The sequence below is a fragment of the [Enterobacter] lignolyticus SCF1 genome (genome assembly GCF_000164865.1).
Classification (GTDB): domain Bacteria; phylum Pseudomonadota; class Gammaproteobacteria; order Enterobacterales; family Enterobacteriaceae; genus Enterobacter_B; species Enterobacter_B lignolyticus.
The window spans coordinates 1,248,976-1,268,588 of record NC_014618.1 but is presented as its reverse complement, the minus strand read 5'-3'; the positions used below and the strand labels follow the sequence as shown (position 1 = coordinate 1,268,588).

14 protein-coding genes are annotated in these 19,613 nt (G+C 57.8%); 9 read left to right on the top strand and 5 right to left on the bottom strand.

Annotation, left to right across the window (positions count from 1 at the left end):
* Nucleotides 1–3: 3 nt before the first annotated feature.
* The 3 genes from ENTCL_RS06025 to ENTCL_RS06015 all read right to left on the bottom strand — a co-directional run bounded on the left by ENTCL_RS06025 (nucleotide 4) and on the right by ENTCL_RS06015 (nucleotide 5,635).
* Nucleotides 4–852, bottom strand: coding sequence for an aldose 1-epimerase (locus ENTCL_RS06025; protein ID WP_013365225.1), 849 nt, complete (start codon nucleotides 850–852; stop codon nucleotides 4–6).
* Nucleotides 852–2,288 (bottom strand): sugar porter family MFS transporter, encoded by a 1,437-nt coding sequence (locus ENTCL_RS06020; protein ID WP_013365224.1) that lies wholly within the window; start codon nucleotides 2,286–2,288, stop codon nucleotides 852–854. The genes ENTCL_RS06025 and ENTCL_RS06020 overlap by 1 nt, the downstream gene beginning before the upstream one ends.
* A 71-nt stretch (nucleotides 2,289–2,359) precedes the next feature.
* Nucleotides 2,360–5,635 (bottom strand): DUF5107 domain-containing protein, encoded by a 3,276-nt coding sequence (locus ENTCL_RS06015; RefSeq protein WP_013365223.1) that lies wholly within the window; start codon nucleotides 5,633–5,635, stop codon nucleotides 2,360–2,362.
* Between the two features lie 114 nt (nucleotides 5,636–5,749).
* Here ENTCL_RS06015 and ENTCL_RS06010 point away from each other — a divergent pair, with 114 nt between their 5' ends.
* The 6 genes from ENTCL_RS06010 (at nucleotide 5,750) to ENTCL_RS05985 (ending at nucleotide 13,464) form a co-directional block, all read left to right on the top strand.
* The gene (locus tag ENTCL_RS06010) at nucleotides 5,750–6,943 is read left to right on the top strand and encodes an ROK family transcriptional regulator (protein ID WP_013365222.1); all 1,194 of its coding nucleotides are present in this window, start codon (nucleotides 5,750–5,752) and stop codon (nucleotides 6,941–6,943) included.
* A gap of 342 nt (nucleotides 6,944–7,285) precedes the next feature.
* The gene (locus ENTCL_RS06005; protein ID WP_013365221.1) at nucleotides 7,286–8,269 is read left to right on the top strand and encodes an autoinducer 2 ABC transporter substrate-binding protein; all 984 of its coding nucleotides are present in this window, start codon (nucleotides 7,286–7,288) and stop codon (nucleotides 8,267–8,269) included.
* 103 nt (nucleotides 8,270–8,372) lie between these two features.
* Entirely contained in the window at nucleotides 8,373–9,872 is a 1,500-nt protein-coding gene (locus tag ENTCL_RS06000) for a sugar ABC transporter ATP-binding protein (protein ID WP_044611908.1), read from the top strand.
* Nucleotides 9,865–10,854 (top strand): ABC transporter permease, encoded by a 990-nt coding sequence (locus ENTCL_RS05995; RefSeq protein ID WP_013365219.1) that lies wholly within the window; start codon nucleotides 9,865–9,867, stop codon nucleotides 10,852–10,854. The genes ENTCL_RS06000 and ENTCL_RS05995 overlap by 8 nt, the downstream gene beginning before the upstream one ends.
* Before the next feature lies 1 nt (nucleotide 10,855).
* A complete protein-coding gene (locus ENTCL_RS05990) occupies nucleotides 10,856–11,809 on the top strand; it encodes an ABC transporter permease (RefSeq protein ID WP_013365218.1) in 954 nt (317 codons plus the stop codon).
* Nucleotides 11,810–11,826: 17 nt separating this feature from the next.
* The gene (locus tag ENTCL_RS05985; RefSeq protein WP_013365217.1) at nucleotides 11,827–13,464 is read left to right on the top strand and encodes an FGGY-family carbohydrate kinase; all 1,638 of its coding nucleotides are present in this window, start codon (nucleotides 11,827–11,829) and stop codon (nucleotides 13,462–13,464) included.
* 95 nt (nucleotides 13,465–13,559) lie between these two features.
* On the opposite strand, the gene ENTCL_RS05980 is transcribed toward ENTCL_RS05985, so the two are convergent.
* A complete protein-coding gene (locus ENTCL_RS05980) occupies nucleotides 13,560–14,054 on the bottom strand; it encodes a DUF2569 domain-containing protein (protein WP_013365216.1) in 495 nt (164 codons plus the stop codon).
* Between the two features lie 221 nt (nucleotides 14,055–14,275).
* On the opposite strand from ENTCL_RS05980, the gene ENTCL_RS05975 reads away from it, so the two are divergent.
* Nucleotides 14,276–14,743 (top strand): DoxX family protein, encoded by a 468-nt coding sequence (locus ENTCL_RS05975; protein ID WP_071841380.1) that lies wholly within the window; start codon nucleotides 14,276–14,278, stop codon nucleotides 14,741–14,743.
* A 50-nt stretch (nucleotides 14,744–14,793) separates the two neighbouring features.
* Here the strand turns inward: ENTCL_RS05975 and glyA are convergent, their stop codons facing one another.
* The gene (glyA, locus tag ENTCL_RS05970; protein ID WP_013365214.1) at nucleotides 14,794–16,047 is read right to left on the bottom strand and encodes a serine hydroxymethyltransferase; all 1,254 of its coding nucleotides are present in this window, start codon (nucleotides 16,045–16,047) and stop codon (nucleotides 14,794–14,796) included.
* Between the two features lie 314 nt (nucleotides 16,048–16,361).
* Between glyA and hmpA the strand changes: the two genes are divergently transcribed.
* Both hmpA and cadC read left to right on the top strand, forming a co-directional pair.
* On the top strand, nucleotides 16,362–17,552 hold the full coding sequence (gene hmpA, locus ENTCL_RS05965) for an NO-inducible flavohemoprotein (protein WP_013365213.1): 1,191 nt from the start codon (nucleotides 16,362–16,364) through the stop codon (nucleotides 17,550–17,552).
* Nucleotides 17,553–17,740: 188 nt separating this feature from the next.
* The gene (gene cadC, locus ENTCL_RS05960) at nucleotides 17,741–19,279 is read left to right on the top strand and encodes a lysine decarboxylation/transport transcriptional activator CadC (RefSeq protein WP_013365212.1); all 1,539 of its coding nucleotides are present in this window, start codon (nucleotides 17,741–17,743) and stop codon (nucleotides 19,277–19,279) included.
* Nucleotides 19,280–19,613 lie beyond the last annotated feature (334 nt).

The window sequence follows — 19,613 nt, the reverse complement described above, 5'->3', positions numbered from 1 at the left end:
GAATTAACACGAATCTGCGGCAGAATTGACCGCAATCGTCATCGACAGGCTCGTTTCCTCCCCCTGCTGCAGCAGCACCAGCCCCGGCTGCCCCGGCATGCGGTGGGCGTTCACCGGGTGGCTCTGCGGCTCCAGGCACAAAAATGACTGACCGCACATTCTAAAAAGCATTAACCACTGAGCTTGCGACATAAGTGTGACTTCCATCTCATTATTTCGCACAAATGCGCGGCCGCTCCACCCCGAGTAACAGATGTTCAGCCATTCGTCCCGCCCGAATTGCCCGGCGCTGAAATCGACATGCGCCGGTAGAGTTTCCTGCCACGCCTGCGGTAAATGCCGCTCCCCTTCTGGCCAGTAGCCGCTGGCGCAGAACTGCGCCGTGCTGTGCGCATCGAAATAAAACCAGGGATGGAAACCCAGCCCGTACAGCATCGGCGCCGGAGCGCAATGCGTGAGCGTCAGCCGGGCATGAAGCGCGCTGTCGATCAGCGCGTAACTCAGCTGCGCCCGATAGTCGAACCCGCAATCATCATGGCTGCTAAGCGTCATCACGCAGGCGGTTTCGCTGCAAGACTCCACCTGCCAGGCCTTAAGCCAGCCGTCGCCGTGAAGAAAGAAATCGCTGTCCCGGGGGCTTGCCGGTAGCGCAATGGTACGCCCATGCAGCGAAAAGCGGTTCTCCGCGACCCGGTTCGCCAGCGGAAGCATAGGAAACAACGCGCTCATCCCCGTCGGGTCCTGCAGCACCGGCCGCTGATGCGTCAGCGAATACAGCCGCTGCACGACGCCGCCCTGCGGATCAACGCGCATCCGCAAATGCGCGTTTTCCAGTGTAAACACCGCCGCCATCAGCGGGCCTGCTCGCGCCCGACGCCGCGTGCGGCGGTATGCTGCTGCGCCAGCTGCGCTTCCAGCGCCTCCAGGGTGACGCCTTTGGTTTCCGGTACATTACGCAGAATATAGACATACCCGGCCGCGCAGATAACGCCATACAGCAGGAAACTCCCTGCCGCGCCCAGCCCGGCGTTAAGCAGCGGGAAGGTGTAGGTCAGCAGGAAACAGGCGATCCACAGCGCCAGCGTCCCCAGCGACATCGCCAGACCGCGCACCCGGTTAGGGAAAATCTCGGACAGCAGCACCCAGGTCACCGGCGCCAGCGTCAGCGCATAGATGGCGATAGCCGCCAGCACCAGCAGCAGTACCGGCCAGCCCATGATGCCCAACGCATAGGCGCCTGCAATCAGCACATAGATGATAGTCAGGCCGAAAGCGCCCAGCAGCATCAGCTTGCGACGCCCCAGTTTGTCCACCAGCGGCAGTGCGGCGATAGTAAAGACCAGGTTGATAATGCCGGTCGCCACGATGGATTTGAGCGTCCCGTTGATGTCGAATCCGGCAGAGGCGAAGATCTCCTGCGCATAGTTGAAAATAACGTTGATCCCGCACCACTGCTGGAACACCGCCAGTACCATGCCGATGATGACGATCGGCTTCACCTGCGGCGCCAGCAGCGCGGAGTACGACACCTTATGGTTGTCTTTCTCCAGCGTCTGGGCGATTTCCTGTAAGGTCCGATCGGCATAGTCGGCAGACCCTACCCGCGCAAGCGTGGCGCGGGCGCGCTCCGGTTTTCCGGCCTTCATCAGCCAGCGGGGCGACTCCGGCACAAAGAACATCAGCACCAGGAACGCCAGCGCAGGCGCCAGCTCGGCGCCAAACATCCAGCGCCACCCCGTTTGCCCGTTCCAGGTATCAAGAATCATCTGCTGCGTCGCGCCGCCGGGCACCGGGTCGGCGATCATCAGGTTCACCAGTTGCGCCGCCAGTACGCCGATAACGATAGTCAGCTGGTTTACCGCCACAAAGCGGCCGCGCTTTTCCGCCGGACTCACCTCCGCGATATACAGCGGGCTTAGCGCCGAGGCCAGGCCGATCCCCACGCCGCCCACAATGCGATAGACCACAAACATATCAAAGCTGCTGGCAAGCGCCGTTCCCCATGCGGAGGCGCTGAATAAGATAGCAGAGAGGATCAGTGGCAGCTTGCGCCCTAAGCGATCGGCGCACCAGCCGGAAATCAGGGCGCCGAACACGCAGCCTGCCAGCGCGGAGCTCATCGCCCAGCCGGACTGCGCCGGATCGGTAATAGAGAAATACGCTTCATAAAACGGCTTCGCGCCGCCGATCACCACCCAGTCATAACCAAACAATAAACCACCGCAGGCGGCGACCAGACAGATAGTCCAGACGTAGCCCATTTTGAGATGTGTCTGCGCGTTATTCATAATGATTCCTCTTTAAGGGAAACGCAGGGAACAGTAGGTTGTGGGCGGAGTCTTGTCCGCCCGTTCAGGTTTCAGGCAAACAAACCGCTTTCCAGCGCATGACGGATAAGGTGCGCTTTATCATGGGCCGGGTTGATCGTCAGTAGCTGCTGCATGGCCTGCGACGAGGCGGCAAGCTCGCCAAGCCCCAGGCGGCCCAGCGCCTCGATAAACAGGCAGTGCTGCTGGTGATGCTGCGCGGCGGGCGTGTCGAGCACCACCAGATCCGGCAGCGACACCGCGAAGAAATCGGCCTCGGGAACGTCATCGCGGTGATGGGCGACCCAGCTCAGGAAGCTGTGAAAATGGCGTTCCGCTGCCTGCGCATTGCCGCTGGCGCGCAGCGCCATCCCCTGCCAGAAGAGATAATCGGCCGGCTGGTCGTTATAGTAGCGCCCGGCGGCAAGCGTTGAGCCGCCGAGGGCCGCCCGCTGGAAGTACGCCTGAGCCTGCGCGGCGTCGCCGGTTTGCGTCGCGCAATAGCCAAGCAGATACCAGATATCGTTATCCGTCTGCCCCGGCAGGCGTCCCTCGCCCAGGTTGTGCGGGTAGCGCAGCGCATCCTCCAGCAGCTGCGTCGCGAGCGTGAACTCGCCGCGGGCGATAGCCTGCAAAGCGCGGTGCTGCTGGTTAAGCAGATACTGTCCCGTCACCTTGCCTTCACCGCCCTCCCACGGATGAAACTCGCGGGACTGCAGGATCTGCGCGGCGTCGTCATAGCGGCCCAGGCTGTTCCACAGGCTTAACAGCTCAGCGGTCAGATCGTCGCGCCTGAGGGCAACGTCGCGGCGGGATTCCAGCACGCTGAGCCGGGCGCAGATGTCTGTTGCCGTTAATTTCTTAAGATAATCCAGCTCAAAGAGGAAGCGGGCATTGTCCGGCTCGGCGTCAACCGCGCTTTGCAGGCTTGCTAACGCCGCGCGCGCGTCGTGCTGCTTATTCCAGGCATAAATCCCCAACAGGCGGTGCGCAGGCGCATAGTCCGGTACCTGCGCTAAGGTTTCGCGCCAGCAGGAGACCGCCTCGTCATAGCGACGCTTGCTGTACCAGAAGCAGCCGAGCAGGTAGACGGCAAAGGCGCTGTCGCCCAGAGTTTGCAGCATCTGCACTTCATCGAGCGTATTCGGGAAGCGCACCCGCCGGGCATGACAGCGCTCTGCTGCCGCCACCAGCGCCTGACGCGCAGCCGCATCCTTTGACAGCGAAGCTCGCCATAGCAGCGGCAGCGCTTCCTGGCTGTCGAGCAGCATAAGCATTTTTTCCGCCGCCTCGCGCTGCCCGATGGAGAGAAGCCAGCCGGCCAGCAGGCTGGCGTTGATACCCCGCTGTCCGGTCACCTGCAGCAGCGCTTCTTGCGACGCGTCATCCTGAGCAATTACCCAGCGGGCGCAGTGCAGCGCATAGCTGAGCGGATACTGTTCAAGGCTGCGGCGGATAAAATCCAGCGCTTCGTGTTCACGGCCGCACTGAGCAAGCGCCAGCGCCTTGAGCCCCATCGCCTGATGGTTACCGGCATTCGCCTGCAGGCTGGTGTTCACCTTCTCCAGCGCATCCGCAGCATCTCCCCGCTTCATCGCCAGCCGGGCCAGCGCCCCGAACGCCGCGTCGCGGCAGTTGCCGCTCCAGGACGCTTTGTAGTAGCAGTCCCAGGCGCCATCGTCGTCGCCCTGGCGCTCCAGCGCCGTTGCCAGCAGCATACTGGCTTCGCCGTCGCGCGGATTCTTATTGAACCGGTGAGCGCGCACCAGCGCGGCGCGCGCGCGCTGCTCCGACTGCGCCCAGTCCGCGCCGTTGAGCGCCAGCGTGCCCAGCGCGACGTTATTGCGATAATCATGCGGATCGAGCTCAACAGCGCGGCGATAGTAGTCGGCCGCATAGCGGCTGGCATGGTTGTACTGCTCCAGATGCTGGCCGATAAAATAGAGCTCGTCGCTGTTGGTGATGTTCTCCGGCATCGCCGGTGCGGTCGCGGGCTCAGGCAGCGGCGTCTCCTGCGCCAGATGCTCCTGATAGCGCAGCAGCATCTGGCCCGCCGCCGATGTCACCGTCATGGTCAGCCGCTGCGGGCAGCCGTCCGGCAGCGCCTGCTGCCAGCTCTCGCCGGGCTTCAGCGTCAGGCGGGTTTCAAAAATCACCAGCCCATCGGCGCTCAGCTCAATGGCAATATCATCCAGCGGCGCGATGGCGTAAAGCCCCAGTTGCAGCTGCTGCGCATCGCGCACCAGCTTTATCGCCATCCGGGTGTTCGCGTTTTGCACCATTCCCAGCTCGCTGTAGGGCAGGAAATTCTGCACAAAAATTTTCTCCTCAAAGGGAGCAAGCCAGGTAAAGTCAGGCTGGTTGTCGGTGAAGACGCCGGTCATGAGCTCAATATAAGGGCCGTTCTCATCGGTCAGGTTTCTGTCCCAGGCCTGGCCAAAATCGCCGTAGCCCCAGCTCCACTGTTTTTTACCCGGCGAGACGTGGTGATCGGCTACGTGCAGCAGACCGCCTCTTTCTGCATGGTGATACGCGCCGACAAAATCGTAAGCCGATTTTTCCGCCATATACGAGGTGGGCACCGGCACGTTTTTATACCGGGAGATGTCGACACCCGCCGAGTAGTCGACTTTGTAGTAAGTCCCTGTGGCAATCGGAAACGCGGAGACGTCGCGTTTGCCGTGATCGAATACCGCGGTCACGTCCGGCGGAAAAACGCTTTGATGCGCATCGCCCCCTTTCACCGCGGGGTTCGCCCACCACAGGAAGTGACGCGGCGTGGCGTTGCCGTTAAACACTTTGCCGGTTATCTCGATCAGCGCGCGGTCAGGGTAAAGGGTAAACCCGGTCATCACCTGCAGGCCGCGCATCGGCTCCGCCTCCCCCATCCAGACGGTTTGCGCGCCGTTCTCGTTTTCCTGAATCGTAAAGTCAACCGGCATAAAGGTTGTCGGACGATGGTGCTGCGGCCAGTTGAACTCGATGCCGCCGGAAATCCACGGCCCCAGCAGCCCGACCAGCGCCGGCTTCACCACTTCGTTGTAGTAAACGAAATCCCGCTGCTTCACTTTGTCATAAGCGCGGTGGATACGTCCCCCCAGCGCTGGCAGCAGCATGATACGAATGAAGTCGTTTTCCATCCATATCGCCTGGTAGTCGCGCATCTCGCGCTCGCCGGTCAGCGTGTCGATAACGCCATAGGGATAGACGGCGCCGGACGATCCCTGATAAACGCGCTTTTCAAGGAACATGGGATTGAGATCTTCAGCGCCCGTCGTCCACGTCGGTAATGAGACTGTTTCCTGCCAGACCTTAACTGAACCGTACATACCGCTCTCCACTAAATGAAGTAAAGTAAAAAAATGGAATACGGTGAGTTTATATTGCTGATTAGCTGCTAAAATGCGCAATGTTCACGCAATACAGTTAAGGGAGTTAAGTATATGTTGCGACCTGGTCTCAATAACGCGCGGGTTCGCGAGGCGAATAAAGCGATTTTTCTCTCGCACCTGTGGCGAGAAAAACAGCTGAGCAAATCGCAGCTCGCGCAGCTTACCGGTTTGTCGATTCCGGCGGTCAGCAATATTCTCGAAGAGCTGCTTGATGAAGGACGCATCAGCCACTCAGCTGAAAAAATGAGCTCGCGCGGACTCAACAGCGGCAGCTATCAGGTACCCGGGCACGGCCCGTGGACGCTGTGTATGACGGTCTCCCCGACCAGCATTGAGTGCCAGCTGGCCGATGCCCGGCTGCTGGCCGTTGGCGAACATCAGCGCGTCGCCGTTGACGCTCCGTCTCCCGCAGCGCTGTTAAAAGCCATTGCCGACTGCTGGCGACGCTATAATCAGCGTTACCCGACCCAGCACATCAATCTGGCGCTGGGTGTTCATGGACAGGTAGATCCGGTCACCGGCGTGTCGCAAACCATGCCCCAGGCGCGCTGGAAGGCGCCGGTCGAGATGAAGTATCTGCTGGAAGAGGCGCTGGGAGTACAGGTCAGGCTGGATAACGACTGCGTCATGCTGGCGCTGGCGGAAAAATGGCAGAATCGCGCGGCGCAGCAGGATTTTTGCGTGATCAACGTCGACTACGGCATTGGCTCCTCGTTCGTCATAAACGATCAGATCTATCGCGGCAGCCTGTACGGCAGCGGACAGATTGGGCATACCATCGTCAACCCGGATGGTACAGCCTGCGACTGCGGCCGCTACGGCTGCCTCGAAACGGTTGCCTCCCTGAGCGCGCTGAAAAAGCAGGCCAGAGTGTGGCTCAAAACGCAGCCCGGCGCAGAGCTGTCGCCGGAGCAGCTGACGACCCAGGCGCTTATCCGCGCCTGGGAGGAAGGCGACGTTCGTGTTCAGGCGTGGGTTGAAAACGCCGCAAACGCCATCGGTCTGAGCCTGTACAACTTTCTGAATATCCTGAATATCAACCAGATATGGTTGTACGGACGCAGCTGCGCCTTCGGGGACAGCTGGCTCAGCACCATCATCCGGCAAACGGGCTTTAACCCCTTTGACCGGGATGACGGCCCGCGGGCGAAAGCCACCCACATCGGTTTCGGAACCCTGAATCGCGCACAGCAGATTCTGGGCATCGGCTACCTGTATGTGGAATCGCAGCTGAACGAACGGTAATCCCCTGGCCGGAATGCCGTCGTCGCTTTGCTCGATTCAGTTCACAAAATAGAAACATTTTTAGCGGCGACGACTCCCGATGGGCGAAATATAGCGCCGTTGCAACCGTCAAATGATAATTAAATGTTAAATCAAAGTTTCATAACTCTTGATTTGCAACATTATAGACCTTACAAAAAGTACAACAATAATAAAAATTAACCGTTATTTAACACTAATTTATCCAGATAATCACACCGTTGGGCATTTATCACATTTTTTCAAACTGCGATTCTTCCCCTCTTCCCTTCGTTGATAACCTTCTCCCCGTGACATGCCTCTGTCTTCCCAAAAGGTACAACGATGAAATTCAAACTCGCATTACTCAGCGCAACTCTGGTTTCTGCATGCATGTTGTCCGGTACATCCTTTGCGGCGGAAAAGTATGAAATCGCAGTGGTGGCGAAAGTCACCGGAATTCCCTGGTTTAACCGTATGGAAGTCGGCGTCAACGACGCCGCGAAAAAGCTCGACGTCAACGCCTATCAGACCGGGCCTTCTACCCCGGATCCTGCCCAGCAGGTGAAGGTTATTGAAGATCTGATCGCCAAGAACGTTAACGCAATTATCGTGGTGCCAAACGACGCGAAAGTGCTGGAGCCGGTGCTGAAAAAAGCGCGCGATAAGGGCATCGTCGTGTTGACCCACGAATCCCCGGATCAGCAAATCGGTCAGTGGGATATCGAAACTATCGATAGCCAAAAATACGCGCAGGCCAACGTTGATGAGCTGGCGAAGGATATGGGCGGCAAAGGCGGTTACGCCATTTATGTTGGCTCCTTAACCGTGCCGCTGCACAACGCGTGGGCTGATGCCGCCATCAAGTACCAGAAAGAAAAGTATCCGGATATGTTTGAAGTCACCTCGCGCCTGCCGGTGGCGGAAAGCATCGATAAGTCCTATTCCACAACGCTTGATCTGATGAAAACCTATCCGCAAATGAAAGGGATCATCGGCTTTGGCTCTCTGGGCCCCATTGGCGCAGGCCAGGCGGTGCAGAAAAAACGCGCTAAGGATAAAGTCGCCGTCGTCGGCATCGCCATGCCGGGTCAGGCAGCGCCTTACCTGATGCGCGGCGATATCAAAAAAGCGCTGCTGTGGGATCCGAAAGATGCCGGCTACGCGCTGGTGACGGTCGCCGACCAGCTGCTGAAGGGCAAAGCCGTAACGCCCGATCTGACTATTGACGGTTTAGGGAAAGCCGATGTCGACATGGATAAGAAAGTGATCCGCTTTAACAAGATCCTCGAAGTCACGAAAGACAACGCACAATCGCTCGGTTTCTAAGGCCCTCAGCCAACACCAGGGAACCACAATGCCGGCCGTCTGGCCGGCAATATCGCTAAGACGCACAGTCGCGCCCTTCGGGGCGCTCGCAGGGGTATTGTCCATGACAGACACCACCGCATTTATCACTCTTGAGAATATCAGCAAACAATTCCCGGGCGTGCTGGCGCTGGATAACGTGAACCTGACGCTAAAAAAAGGGGAGGTCCACTGTCTGGCGGGGCAGAACGGCTGCGGTAAAAGCACCATTATAAAAGTGATCTCCGGCGTCTATCAGCCGGAGAAAGGGGCGCAGATTCAGCTCGACGGTAAGCTGTTCCACCATCTGACGCCGCAGCTCTCCGCCCATTACGGTATTCAGGTTATCTACCAGGATCTTTCGCTATTTCCTAACTTCAGCGTGGCGGAGAACATTGCCGTCAACCGCTACCTGCCGGGCGGGGATATCTGGGTCCGCCGCGGCGCCATGAAGCAGCAGGCGCTGGCGGCGATGAAGCGCATCGGCGTGACCATCGATCCGGATAAAAAAGTGGAAAAACTGTCGATTGCCGACCGCCAGCTGGTCGCTATTTGCCGCGCTATCGCCGCGGACGCCCGGCTGGTTATCATGGATGAGCCGACCGCTTCGTTGACCCGCCAGGAGGTTAACGGCCTGCTGCGGGTGGTCAACGAGCTGAAAACCGCAGGCATTTGCGTGGTCTTCGTCAGCCACCGCCTCGACGAGGTAATGGAGGTGGCGGACCGCATCAGCGTCATGCGCGACGGTAAACTCGTCGGCACCTTTCCGGCCCAGGCGCTCGACAGCCACGAGCTGGCCTTCCAGATGACCGGACAGCGTTTTCACTACAGCCCGCTGGCCGAAAAACCGCCGGTGGAAAGCACGCCGATGCTGGAGCTGCGCAACCTCAGCCGCAAGGGAAAATACCGCAACATCAGCCTGTCGCTTAATCGCGGCGAAATTGTGTCGATCGTCGGTCTGCTGGGCGCCGGACGCACCGAGCTGTGCCTGAGCCTGTTCGGTATGACGCATCCGGAAAGCGGCGATATCCGCATTAACGGCGAGCGGGTGACGTTTCGCAACAACCATGACGCTATCCGGCGCGGTATCGGCTACGTCTCGGAGGACCGCCTGACCCAGGGGCTTATCATGGAACAGTCTATCTACGATAACACCATCGTCACGGTGTTCGATAAGCTCCATACCCGCAGCGGCCTGCTCGACCATGATAAAGCGCAAACGCTGGTCGCCGACCTGATTCGCGAGCTGAACATTAAGGTCTCCGATCCGCAGCTGCCGGTAAAAACCCTGTCCGGCGGCAACGCCCAGCGCATTGCCATCGCCAAGTGGGTGGCGACGCATCCGCGGATACTGATTCTCGACTCCCCGACCGTCGGCGTCGATATCGCCAATAAAGAAGGTATTTATCAGATAGCCCGCAGCCTCGCGGAACAGGGGATGGCGGTGCTGATGATCTGCGATGAAATCCCGGAAGCGTATTACAACAGCCACCGAGTGCTGGTGATGCGCCGCGGCGAGCTGGTCGCGGAGTTTAATCCCCATCGCTGTAGCGAAGCGGAGATTGCTGAGGTGGTCAATGAATAACGTACGTCTCTCCCGTCTGGTCGGGCAACATGAATTCTGGCTGGGGCTGCTGGTGGTCGCGCTGGCGGTTGGCCTGAGCGTGGGAACCGACGAGTTTCTTTCGCTCGGCAACCTGACGGACGTCGCCACCAGCTATGCCATCCTCGGCATTCTCGCCTGCGGGCTGTTCGTGGTGCTGATTTCCGGCGGTATCGATATCTCCTTTCCGGCGATGACGGCGATCGCCCAGTACGTGATGGCAAGCTGGGTCATCGCCCACGGCGGCAACTTCGCGCTGGCGCTGGCTATCGCCATCGCAGTCGGGCTGCTGCTCGGGCTGCTCAACGGCTTTCTGGTTTACTGGCTGCGCGTTCCGGCAATTATCATCACCATCGCCACCCTGAACGTCTACTACGGGCTGCTGGTGTACGCCACGAAAGGCACCTGGCTGTACGGCTTTCCGGACTGGTTCATGGCCGGCATCAACTGGTTCTCCTTCACCGCGGCGGACGGCTACGACTACGGCCTGACCCTGCCGCTGCTGTGCCTGGCGGGCACCATCCTCTTTACCGCCGTACTGATGAACCGCACCCGCCTTGGCCGACAAATTTACGCCATGGGCGGAAACCGCGATGCGGCGTCGCGCCTGGGGCTGAACCTGCTGAAGCTGCATTTTTACGTCTACGGCTACATGGGCATTCTTGCCGGTATCGCCGCCGTGGTGCAGGCGCAGATAACCCAGTCGGTGGCGCCCAACTCGCTGCTCGGTTTCGAGCTGACGGTGCTGGCGGCGGTGGTGCTCGGCGGCACCAGCATGAGCGGCGGGCGCGGTACGCTTATCGGCACCCTGCTCGGCGTTGTCCTGCTGGCCTTTTTGCAAAACGGCCTGACGCTGCTCGGCGTCTCCTCTTACTGGCACACCGTCTTCAGCGGCGCCATTATCCTGGTCAGCATCAGCGCCACGGCCTGGAACGAAAAACGCAAACTCGCAAGGGAGCTTTGAGATGAACGCGTTCGCAAGACTCTTACCTGGAGATGCCATCATCCGCCTGCAGTGCGTGATTATTATCGTGGTGGCCGTCGTCTTTTCGGCGCTGCTGGGCAGCCGTTTTTTCAGCATCGCCAACTTCCAGTCTATCGGATCGCAGCTGCCGATCCTCGGCATGCTGGCGCTGGGCATGGGGATCACCATGCTGACCGGGGGCATTAACCTGTCGATTATCGCGGGCGCCAACGCCTGTTCGCTGGTGATGGCGGCGGTGATCGTCAGCCATCCCGATAACCCCCTCTTTCTGCTGCTGGCGCTGCTGGCTGGCGCAGCGGTAGCGGTGGCGATCGGCACGCTGAACGGCGCGCTGATCGCCTGGGTCGGCGTATCGCCGATCCTCGCCACCCTCGGCACCATGACGCTGATCTCGGGTCTCAATATTTTGCTCTCCAACGGGACGGTGATCTCCGGCTTCCCGGCGGCTATTCAGTATCTCGGTAACGCGACGATAGCGGGCATTCCGGTCGCCCTGCTGCTCTTTTTGCTGGTGGCGGCACTGCTGTGGGTGCTGCTTGAACACACCACGCTCGGGCGCAGCCTGTATCTCGTCGGCTCGAATGAGCAGGCCACGCGCTACAGCGGCGTCAACACCGTACGGGTGCAAATTTCCGTCTACGTCATCTCCGCGCTGCTCGGCTGGGTGGCGGCCATACTGATGATGGCGAAATTCAACTCGGCGAAAGCGGGATACGGCGAATCGTATCTGCTGGTCACCATTCTGGCCTCCGTTCTCGGCGGTATTAACCCGGACGGCGGCTTTGGGCGCATCGTCGGCCTGGTGCTGGCGCTTATTGTGCTGCAAATGCTGGAAAGCGGCTTTAATTTGCTGGGGATCAGCAGCTATTTGACCATGGCGCTGTGGGGCGCGGTGCTGATCCTCTTTATCGCATTACAGAATCGTAAAGCCTGATTTCAGGAGAAAAAATTATGGCGAGTTACTTCATTGGTGTGGATGTAGGAACCGGAAGCGCCCGTGCAGGCGTGTTTGACCTGAGCGGCAGAATGGTCGGCCAGGCCAGCCGGGCGATTGAGATTTACCGCCCGCAGGCCGATTTCGTTGAGCAGTCGTCGGATAACATCTGGCAGGCAGTCTGCAACGCCGTACGCGATGCGGTCAACCAGGCCGACATCAACCCGATTCAGGTGAAAGGGCTGGGTTTTGACGCCACCTGTTCGCTGGTGGTGCTGGATAAAGAGGGCAAACCGCTGACCATCAGCCCGTCCGGGCGCAGCGAACAGAACATCATTGTGTGGATGGATCACCGCGCCATCACCCAGGCCGAGCGCATCAACGCCCTGCATCACCGGGTGCTGGACTACGTCGGCGGGATCATTTCCCCGGAAATGCAGACCCCGAAACTGCTGTGGCTGAAACAGCATATGCCGAACACCTGGGCAAACGCCGGCTACTATTTCGACCTGCCGGACTTCCTCACCTGGCGCGCCACGGGCGACGATACCCGCTCGCTGTGCTCCACCGTCTGTAAGTGGACCTACATGGGCCACGAGGATAAATGGGATGCCAGCTATTTCCGCCAGATTGGGCTTGAGGATTTACTCGACCACGACGCGGAGAAAATCGGCCGCTATGTGAAAACCATGGGCGAACCGCTCGGCCACGGCCTCACGCAGCGCGCCGCCAGCGAAATGGGGCTTATTCCGGGAACCGCGGTCAGCGTGTCGATTATTGACGCCCATGCCGGTACCCTCGGCACGCTGGGCGCCAGCGGCGTCTCCGGCGAGGTAGCGGATTTCGACCGTAGGATAGCGCTCATCGGCGGCACCTCAACGGGGCATATGGCCATCTCGAAGCAGGCGCGCTTTATTGGCGGCGTGTGGGGTCCCTACTATTCGGCGGTGCTGCCGGACTACTGGCTTAACGAAGGCGGGCAGTCGGCCACCGGCGCGCTTATCGACCATATCATTCAGTCGCATCCCTGCTATGAAACCCTGCTTGCGCAGGCGAAAAGCCAGGGACAGACCATTTATGAAGTGTTGAACGCGCTGCTGCGTAAAATGGCCGGAGAGCCGGAGAATATCGCCTTCCTGACCCGCGATATCCATATTCTCCCCTACTTCCACGGCAACCGTTCGCCGCGGGCGAACCCGACCCTGACCGGCGCTATAACCGGCCTGAAGCTGTCGCGCACCCCGGAAGATATGGCGCTGCAGTATCTGGCGACTATTCAGGCGATTGCGCTGGGCACCCGCCATATTATCGAGACCATGAACCAGAGCGGCTACACCATCGATACCGTGATGGCGAGCGGCGGCGGCACCAAAAACCCGGTCTTCGTCCAGGAGCACGCCAACGCTACCGGCTGCGCGATGCTTCTGCCGGAGGAGAGCGAGGCGATGCTGCTCGGCGGCGCGATGATGGGCACCGTCGCGGCGGGCGTGTTCGACACCTTCCCGGAAGCGATGTCGTCCATGAGCCGTATCGGCAAAACGGTGACGCCGCAGACCAACAGCATCAAGCGGTACTATGACCGTAAGTATCAGGTGTTCCACGAAATGTATCAGGATCACATGAAATACCGGCAGCTGATGCAGGAGGATGCATGAGTCGTGGATGGTTGCGGGTTGGGAGCATCCGCTAAACGCTGCGCGATGAGTGATAAAAAGGCTTCTCAACGGAAGCCTTTTTATAGTGCGCGGGCCTAACGGCAAAATACCGTATTGATTCGCCGGGAGTAGAGGAAATAAGGGATCCAGACGGCCGCGCCAATCACCGGGAACAGCGCGTTGCGGATGTCGTTGCCGTCGATATATGCGCCATACAACCACGCCGGAACCACGACAAAATAGAGCATATAGGCCACGCCCAGCAGATAGTATGCGACCAGCACTTTGCGAATGCCCTTCTTGCGCCGGAAGAAATACCAGCTGGCGGTCAGCGTCATCACCGCATCAATCAGCATCACCGCGACGCCGCCGATGGCATACCAGCTAATTATCCCGGTTTGCCGCAGAAAGTTAATAATGGCGCCAATGAAGGCATAAAACCCGTACGGGATACACAGGATATTGATAATCAATCCCGCCGCCGGTAAATACAGCAAACCGTTAATTTTTTGCTTATCGAGCGTTTCACAGCTGTCGCACAGTCCGGACTCTTTATTAGCCTCTTGTTGCCGACAATTTATACACTGCATATCTGTTCCCTTGCCAATATAAAAGAGGCGATCTTACACACCGCCGCTGACGTATGCAGGAGGCCGCGAAATAAAAAAATAATGTCACGCCGCCGGGAACTCCTCCTGCCGCCTGCAGCATAAATTGCAGAGAATTTACCTTTATGAATGATATTTACGCGAATCCCAACGCCTTCAGGCCGTTGATGCGCGGTTGACAAGAGAAATGGCGAGACGGGGGATTGTGTATTAACGTTATGTTATCTCTCTCACAAAAAGAGCCTGCTATGAACGCTATCCGCTATTTCGAGTTTGGACAATCGCGCCATCTGATGCTGCTGATCGCCCGCATTTTGATCGTTGTGCTGTTTATTATTTTTGGCATTCCGAAAATGACCAGCTTTAGCGGGACCGTGCAGTATATGACCTCGCTTGGCGCGCCCGCGCCGATGCTCGCCGCGATCGTCGCCGTCGTGATGGAGGTGCCGGCCGCTATCCTGATTGCGCTTGGCTTCTTCACCCGTCCTCTGGCGGTCATTTTTGTTTTCTATACGCTGGGCACGGCCTTCATCGGCCACGCGTTCTGGCACATGAGCGGGAATGACGTTATCCCGAATATGATTAACTTCTACAAAAACATCAGTATTGCCGGCGGGTTCATTCTGCTGGCGATAACCGGCCCCGGCGCAATATCGCTCGATCGCCGATAAAGACAAAAAAGGCCGCATCAGCGGCCTTTTTTATCGCGACTCAGCGCAGATTATGCGTAAACCGGGAAACGGGCGCAGATATCCAGCACTTTCCCTTTGATGCGCTCAATAGTGGCTTCATCGTTGATGTTGTCCAGCACATCGCACATCCAGCCCGCCAGCTCTTTGACTTCCGCTTCTTTAAAGCCGCGGCGAGTCACCGCCGGAGAACCGATACGGATACCGGAGGTCACGAACGGGCTCTTCGGATCGTTCGGCACGCTGTTTTTGTTCACGGTGATGTTGGCGCGGCCCAGGGCAGCGTCAGCTTCTTTACCGGTCAGGTTCTTATCAACCAGATCCAGCAGGAACAGGTGGTTTTCAGTGCCGCCAGACACCACTTTGTAGCCGCGGTTCAGGAACACTTCCACCATCGCTTTGGCGTTTTTCGCTACCTGCTGCTGGTAAACTTTAAACTCTGGCTCCATCGCTTCCTTCAGCGCGACCGCTTTCGCCGCGATAACGTGCATCAGAGGGCCGCCCTGAGCGCTAGGGAAAACGGCAGAGTTCAGTTTTTTGTACAGCTCTTCGTCGCCGCCTTTCGCCAGGATCAGGCCGCCGCGCGGACCCGCCAGGGTTTTATGGGTGGTGGTGGTGACAACGTGAGCATGCGGAACCGGGTTCGGGTAAACGTCTGCGGCGATCAGGCCTGCGACGTGCGCCATGTCAACGAACAGGTATGCGCCGATGCTGTCGGCGATTTCGCGCATTTTTGCCCAGTCAACGATACCGGAGTAAGCAGAGAAGCCGCCGATGATCATCTTCGGTTTGTGGGTCTGCGCCTGCTTCGCCATGTCTTCGTAGTCAATTTTACCGGACTCATCGATACCGTAAGGGATGATGTTGTACAGCTTGCCGGAGAAGTTAACCGGGGAACCGTGAGTCAGGTGGCCGCCCTGCGCCAGGTTCATACCCAGAACGGTGTCGCCCGGCTGCAGCAGCGCGGTGTAAACCGCGAAGTTAGCCTGAGAGCCAGAGTGCGGCTGCACGTTGGCATAGTCTGCGCCAAACAGCGCTTTGGCGCGGTCAATCGCCAGCTGCTCAACGATATCCACATATTCGCAGCCGCCGTAGTAGCGCTTGCCCGGGTAACCTTCAGCATATTTGTTGGTCAGCTGAGAACCCTGCGCCTGCATTACGCGCGGGCTGGTGTAGTTCTCGGAGGCGATCAGTTCAATGTGCTCTTCCTGACGTACTTTTTCCTGCTCCATAGCCTGCCACAGTTCGGCATCATAATCGGCAATGTTCATTTCACGCTTTAACATCCGCATCTCCTGACTCAGCTAACAGTAAAATTTTTAAGCCCTGATGGACAACGGCCAACAGTATAACTGATTAGTTCTGCGATAACAGGTCTTGACAAACGAATTTACGCAATCGTTTTCGTCCAGTCAGCACAAGGGGTTGAGGAATCAGCGCCTTGCCATTTTCAACGGATTTCTTTTCAGGTTTGTGATGCAAATAATTCATGTTGCAACGAACATCATGCAAAGCGACAAAGAACCATTTACAACGCAGGGGTATTTTCATAAGATGCATTTAAAATACATCATTATGATAACACTGGAAGGAAGTTGCTATGCTTGACGCCCAAACCATCGCCACCGTAAAAGCCACGATCCCCCTGCTGGTCGAAACCGGTCCTAAACTCACCGCCCATTTCTACGATCGCATGTTTACGCATAACCCGGAGCTCAAAGAGATTTTCAACATGAGCAACCAGCGTAATGGCGACCAGCGCGAAGCGCTGTTCAATGCCATCGCGGCCTACGCCAGCAATATTGAAAACCTGGCGGCCCTGCTGCCTGCGGTAGAGAAAATCGCGCAGAAACACACCAGCTTCCAGATCAAACCCGAGCAGTACGGCATCGTCGGCGGCCACCTGCTGGCGACGCTTGACGAGATGTTCAGCCCGGGCCAGGAGGTACTGGATGCCTGGGGCAAAGCCTACGGCGTGCTGGCGAACGTGTTCATCAACCGTGAAGCGCAGATCTACAGCGACAACGCGGGCAAAACCGGCGGCTGGGAAGGCACCCGCGCGTTTCGCATCACCGACAAAACCCCGCGCAGCGCCCTTATCACCAGCTTTGAGTTTGAGCCGGTAGACGGCGGCAGCGTGGCCGACTATCAGCCGGGCCAGTACCTCGGCGTCTGGCTGAAGCCCGCAGGGTTCACGCATCAGGAAATCCGTCAGTACTCCCTGACCCGCAAACCCAACGGCAAAGGCTATCGCATCGCGGTTAAACGCGAAGACGGCGGCCAGGTTTCTAACTGGCTGCATAACGACGCGCGCGTTGGCGATATCGTTCAGCTGGCCGCCCCGGCGGGCGACTTCTTTATGGCCGTTGACGCTGATACCCCGGTGACGCTGATTTCCGCGGGCGTTGGTCAGACCCCGATGCTGGCGATGCTCGATACGCTGTCCAGAGCCGGTCATACCGCCGAGGTCAACTGGTTCCATGCGGCGGAAAATGGCGATGTCCACGCGTTTGCCGGGGAGGTCAGCGCCCTCGGCGAAACGCTACCGCGCTTCACCTCCCATACCTGGTATCGCCAGCCGACGGCGGACGACCGCGCTCACGCGCGCTTTGACAGCGAAGGGCTAATGGCGCTCAGCCAGTACGAAGGGCGGTTCAGCGCGCCGGGCATGCAGTTTTATCTGTGCGGCCCGGTCGCCTTCATGCAGTTCGCCGCCAGACAACTGCTGGCGTTAGGCGTAACGTCAGAGAACATTCATTACGAATGCTTTGGCCCGCATAAGGTCCTGTAACTCCCCCTCTTCATTTATATACCGGGCAGCATCATCCTGAGGCTGCCCGCGCTATCGCCGCATTTTTACCCGCTTTCACGCCGCAAAACCCGCCGATAACGCCAAAGGCCATGGACCTTGTCAAAAAAATGCGGGGAGGAATTGTGTTATGATTGCGGTTTTCCCGATTTGTCTTGGGCTTCTTTTTTATGCAACAACCTGTTGTACTCATTGGCGAGTGGCTGGTTACACCGTCCATAAATCAAATTAGCCGTCAGGGACGCCAGCTAACGCTTGAACCTCGTTTAATCGATCTTCTGGTCTATTTCGCCCATCACCCGGATGAAGTGCTGAGCCGTGACGAGCTTATTGACAACGTCTGGACGCGCAACGTGGTGACCAGCCACGTCGTCACACAGAGCATTTCCGAACTGCGTAAGTCGCTGAAAGACGGCGACGACAGCAGCCCGGAATACATTGTCACGGTGCCAAAACGCGGCTACAAGCTGACGGCGACGGTGATATGGTGCAGCGAAGAAGGCGTAGAGCTGACGTCGACGCCGCCAACGCCGGTTCTTCCTTTACCTGAAGCGCCGCCGCCTGGCGCCGCGCTGCCGGCAGCGGCATACGCGCCGGCCGCGGAAGCGCCGGGCCAGAAGCCGGAAAAACGCAAGCGCATCGCGACCTTTTGGGTTTGGTGCCTGTTCCTGCTGGCGTTAGGCACCTGCGTGGCGCTGGTCGCTCTTTCAACCATCAGCTCGCACCCGCCGGTCACCAAGACCCGGCTGCTGCTGAACCCGCGCGATATCGATATCCGCCTGATGAACGGCAACTCGTGCAACAACTGGGCGTCGCAGCGTTCCTACGCGGTGGGGCTGGGCAGCCTTATCACCACCTCGCTGAACACCTTTTCCACCTTTATGGTGCATGACAAAACCAACTACAACATCAATGAGCCCAGCAGCTCAGGGAAAACGCTGACCATTGAGTTCGTCAATCAGCGCCACTACCGCGCACAGCAGTGTTTTATGTCGGTACAGCTGGTGGATAATGCCGATGGTTCGGTGATGCTCGATAAGCGCTACTTCATTACTAACGACAACCAGCTGTCAATTCAGAACGACCTGATGAACAGCCTGTCGGAGTCGTTGACGCAGCCGTGGCCGGAGCGCATGCAGGCGATGCTAAAGCAGTTTCAACCGTTGCAAAGCATGTCGCTGTCGCACTTCTACGAGGCGCATCAGCTGCTGATGAATGGCGATGTCGATTCATTAGGTAAAGCCAGCAGCATTCTCGACGGCATTATTAAGCAGTCTCCGGAGTTTACCTATGCCTGGGCGGAAAAGGCGCTGGTAGATGTATTACGCCACTCCCAGCAGCCGCTTGACGATAAACAGCTGGCGGATCTGTATGCGGAAGTTAACCGGGTCAGTGAAATGCCGGGAATTAAAGCGACATCGGTATTTTACCAAATAAAAACAATCGACCTGTTAGGCAAAGGTAATGTCAACGGGGCCTACGATGCCATTAATACCGGTATCGACCTGGAAATGTCGTGGCTGAATTATGTACTGCTGGGTAAAGTCCACGAGATGAAGGGTGAGAACCGACTGGCTGCAGATGCTTACATAACGGCGTTCAATTTACGACCAGGTGAGAATACGCTGTACTGGATTGAAAACGGCGTCTTCCAGACCTCCGTCACTCGCGTGGTTCCATATCTCGACAACTTCCTCTCTTCAGAATAAGTAAAACCTCATCATGCCCAGTCCTTCGGGCATGATGAGGTTAAATTTATGTTTCTCATAAACCCCCGTAATGTTATTTATTTTTAACCTGCCAGCGCTGCAATTCAACACATCATTAACGTCATTATACATTCGTAAATCACTGTAAATAAAAGATGTTTATCTTTTTATGATGTCAACATGCCATGTTTATATGTTAATAGAAAAACCTCAAGACATCATTTGTCTGATGTTTGCCGTTATTTCACTTTATCTTTAGGACTTCTCCCATCCAGATCATTAATCTTGTTGGCAGTCGGTCGGATCAATAAATGGTTCTGCATCATGATCTGCA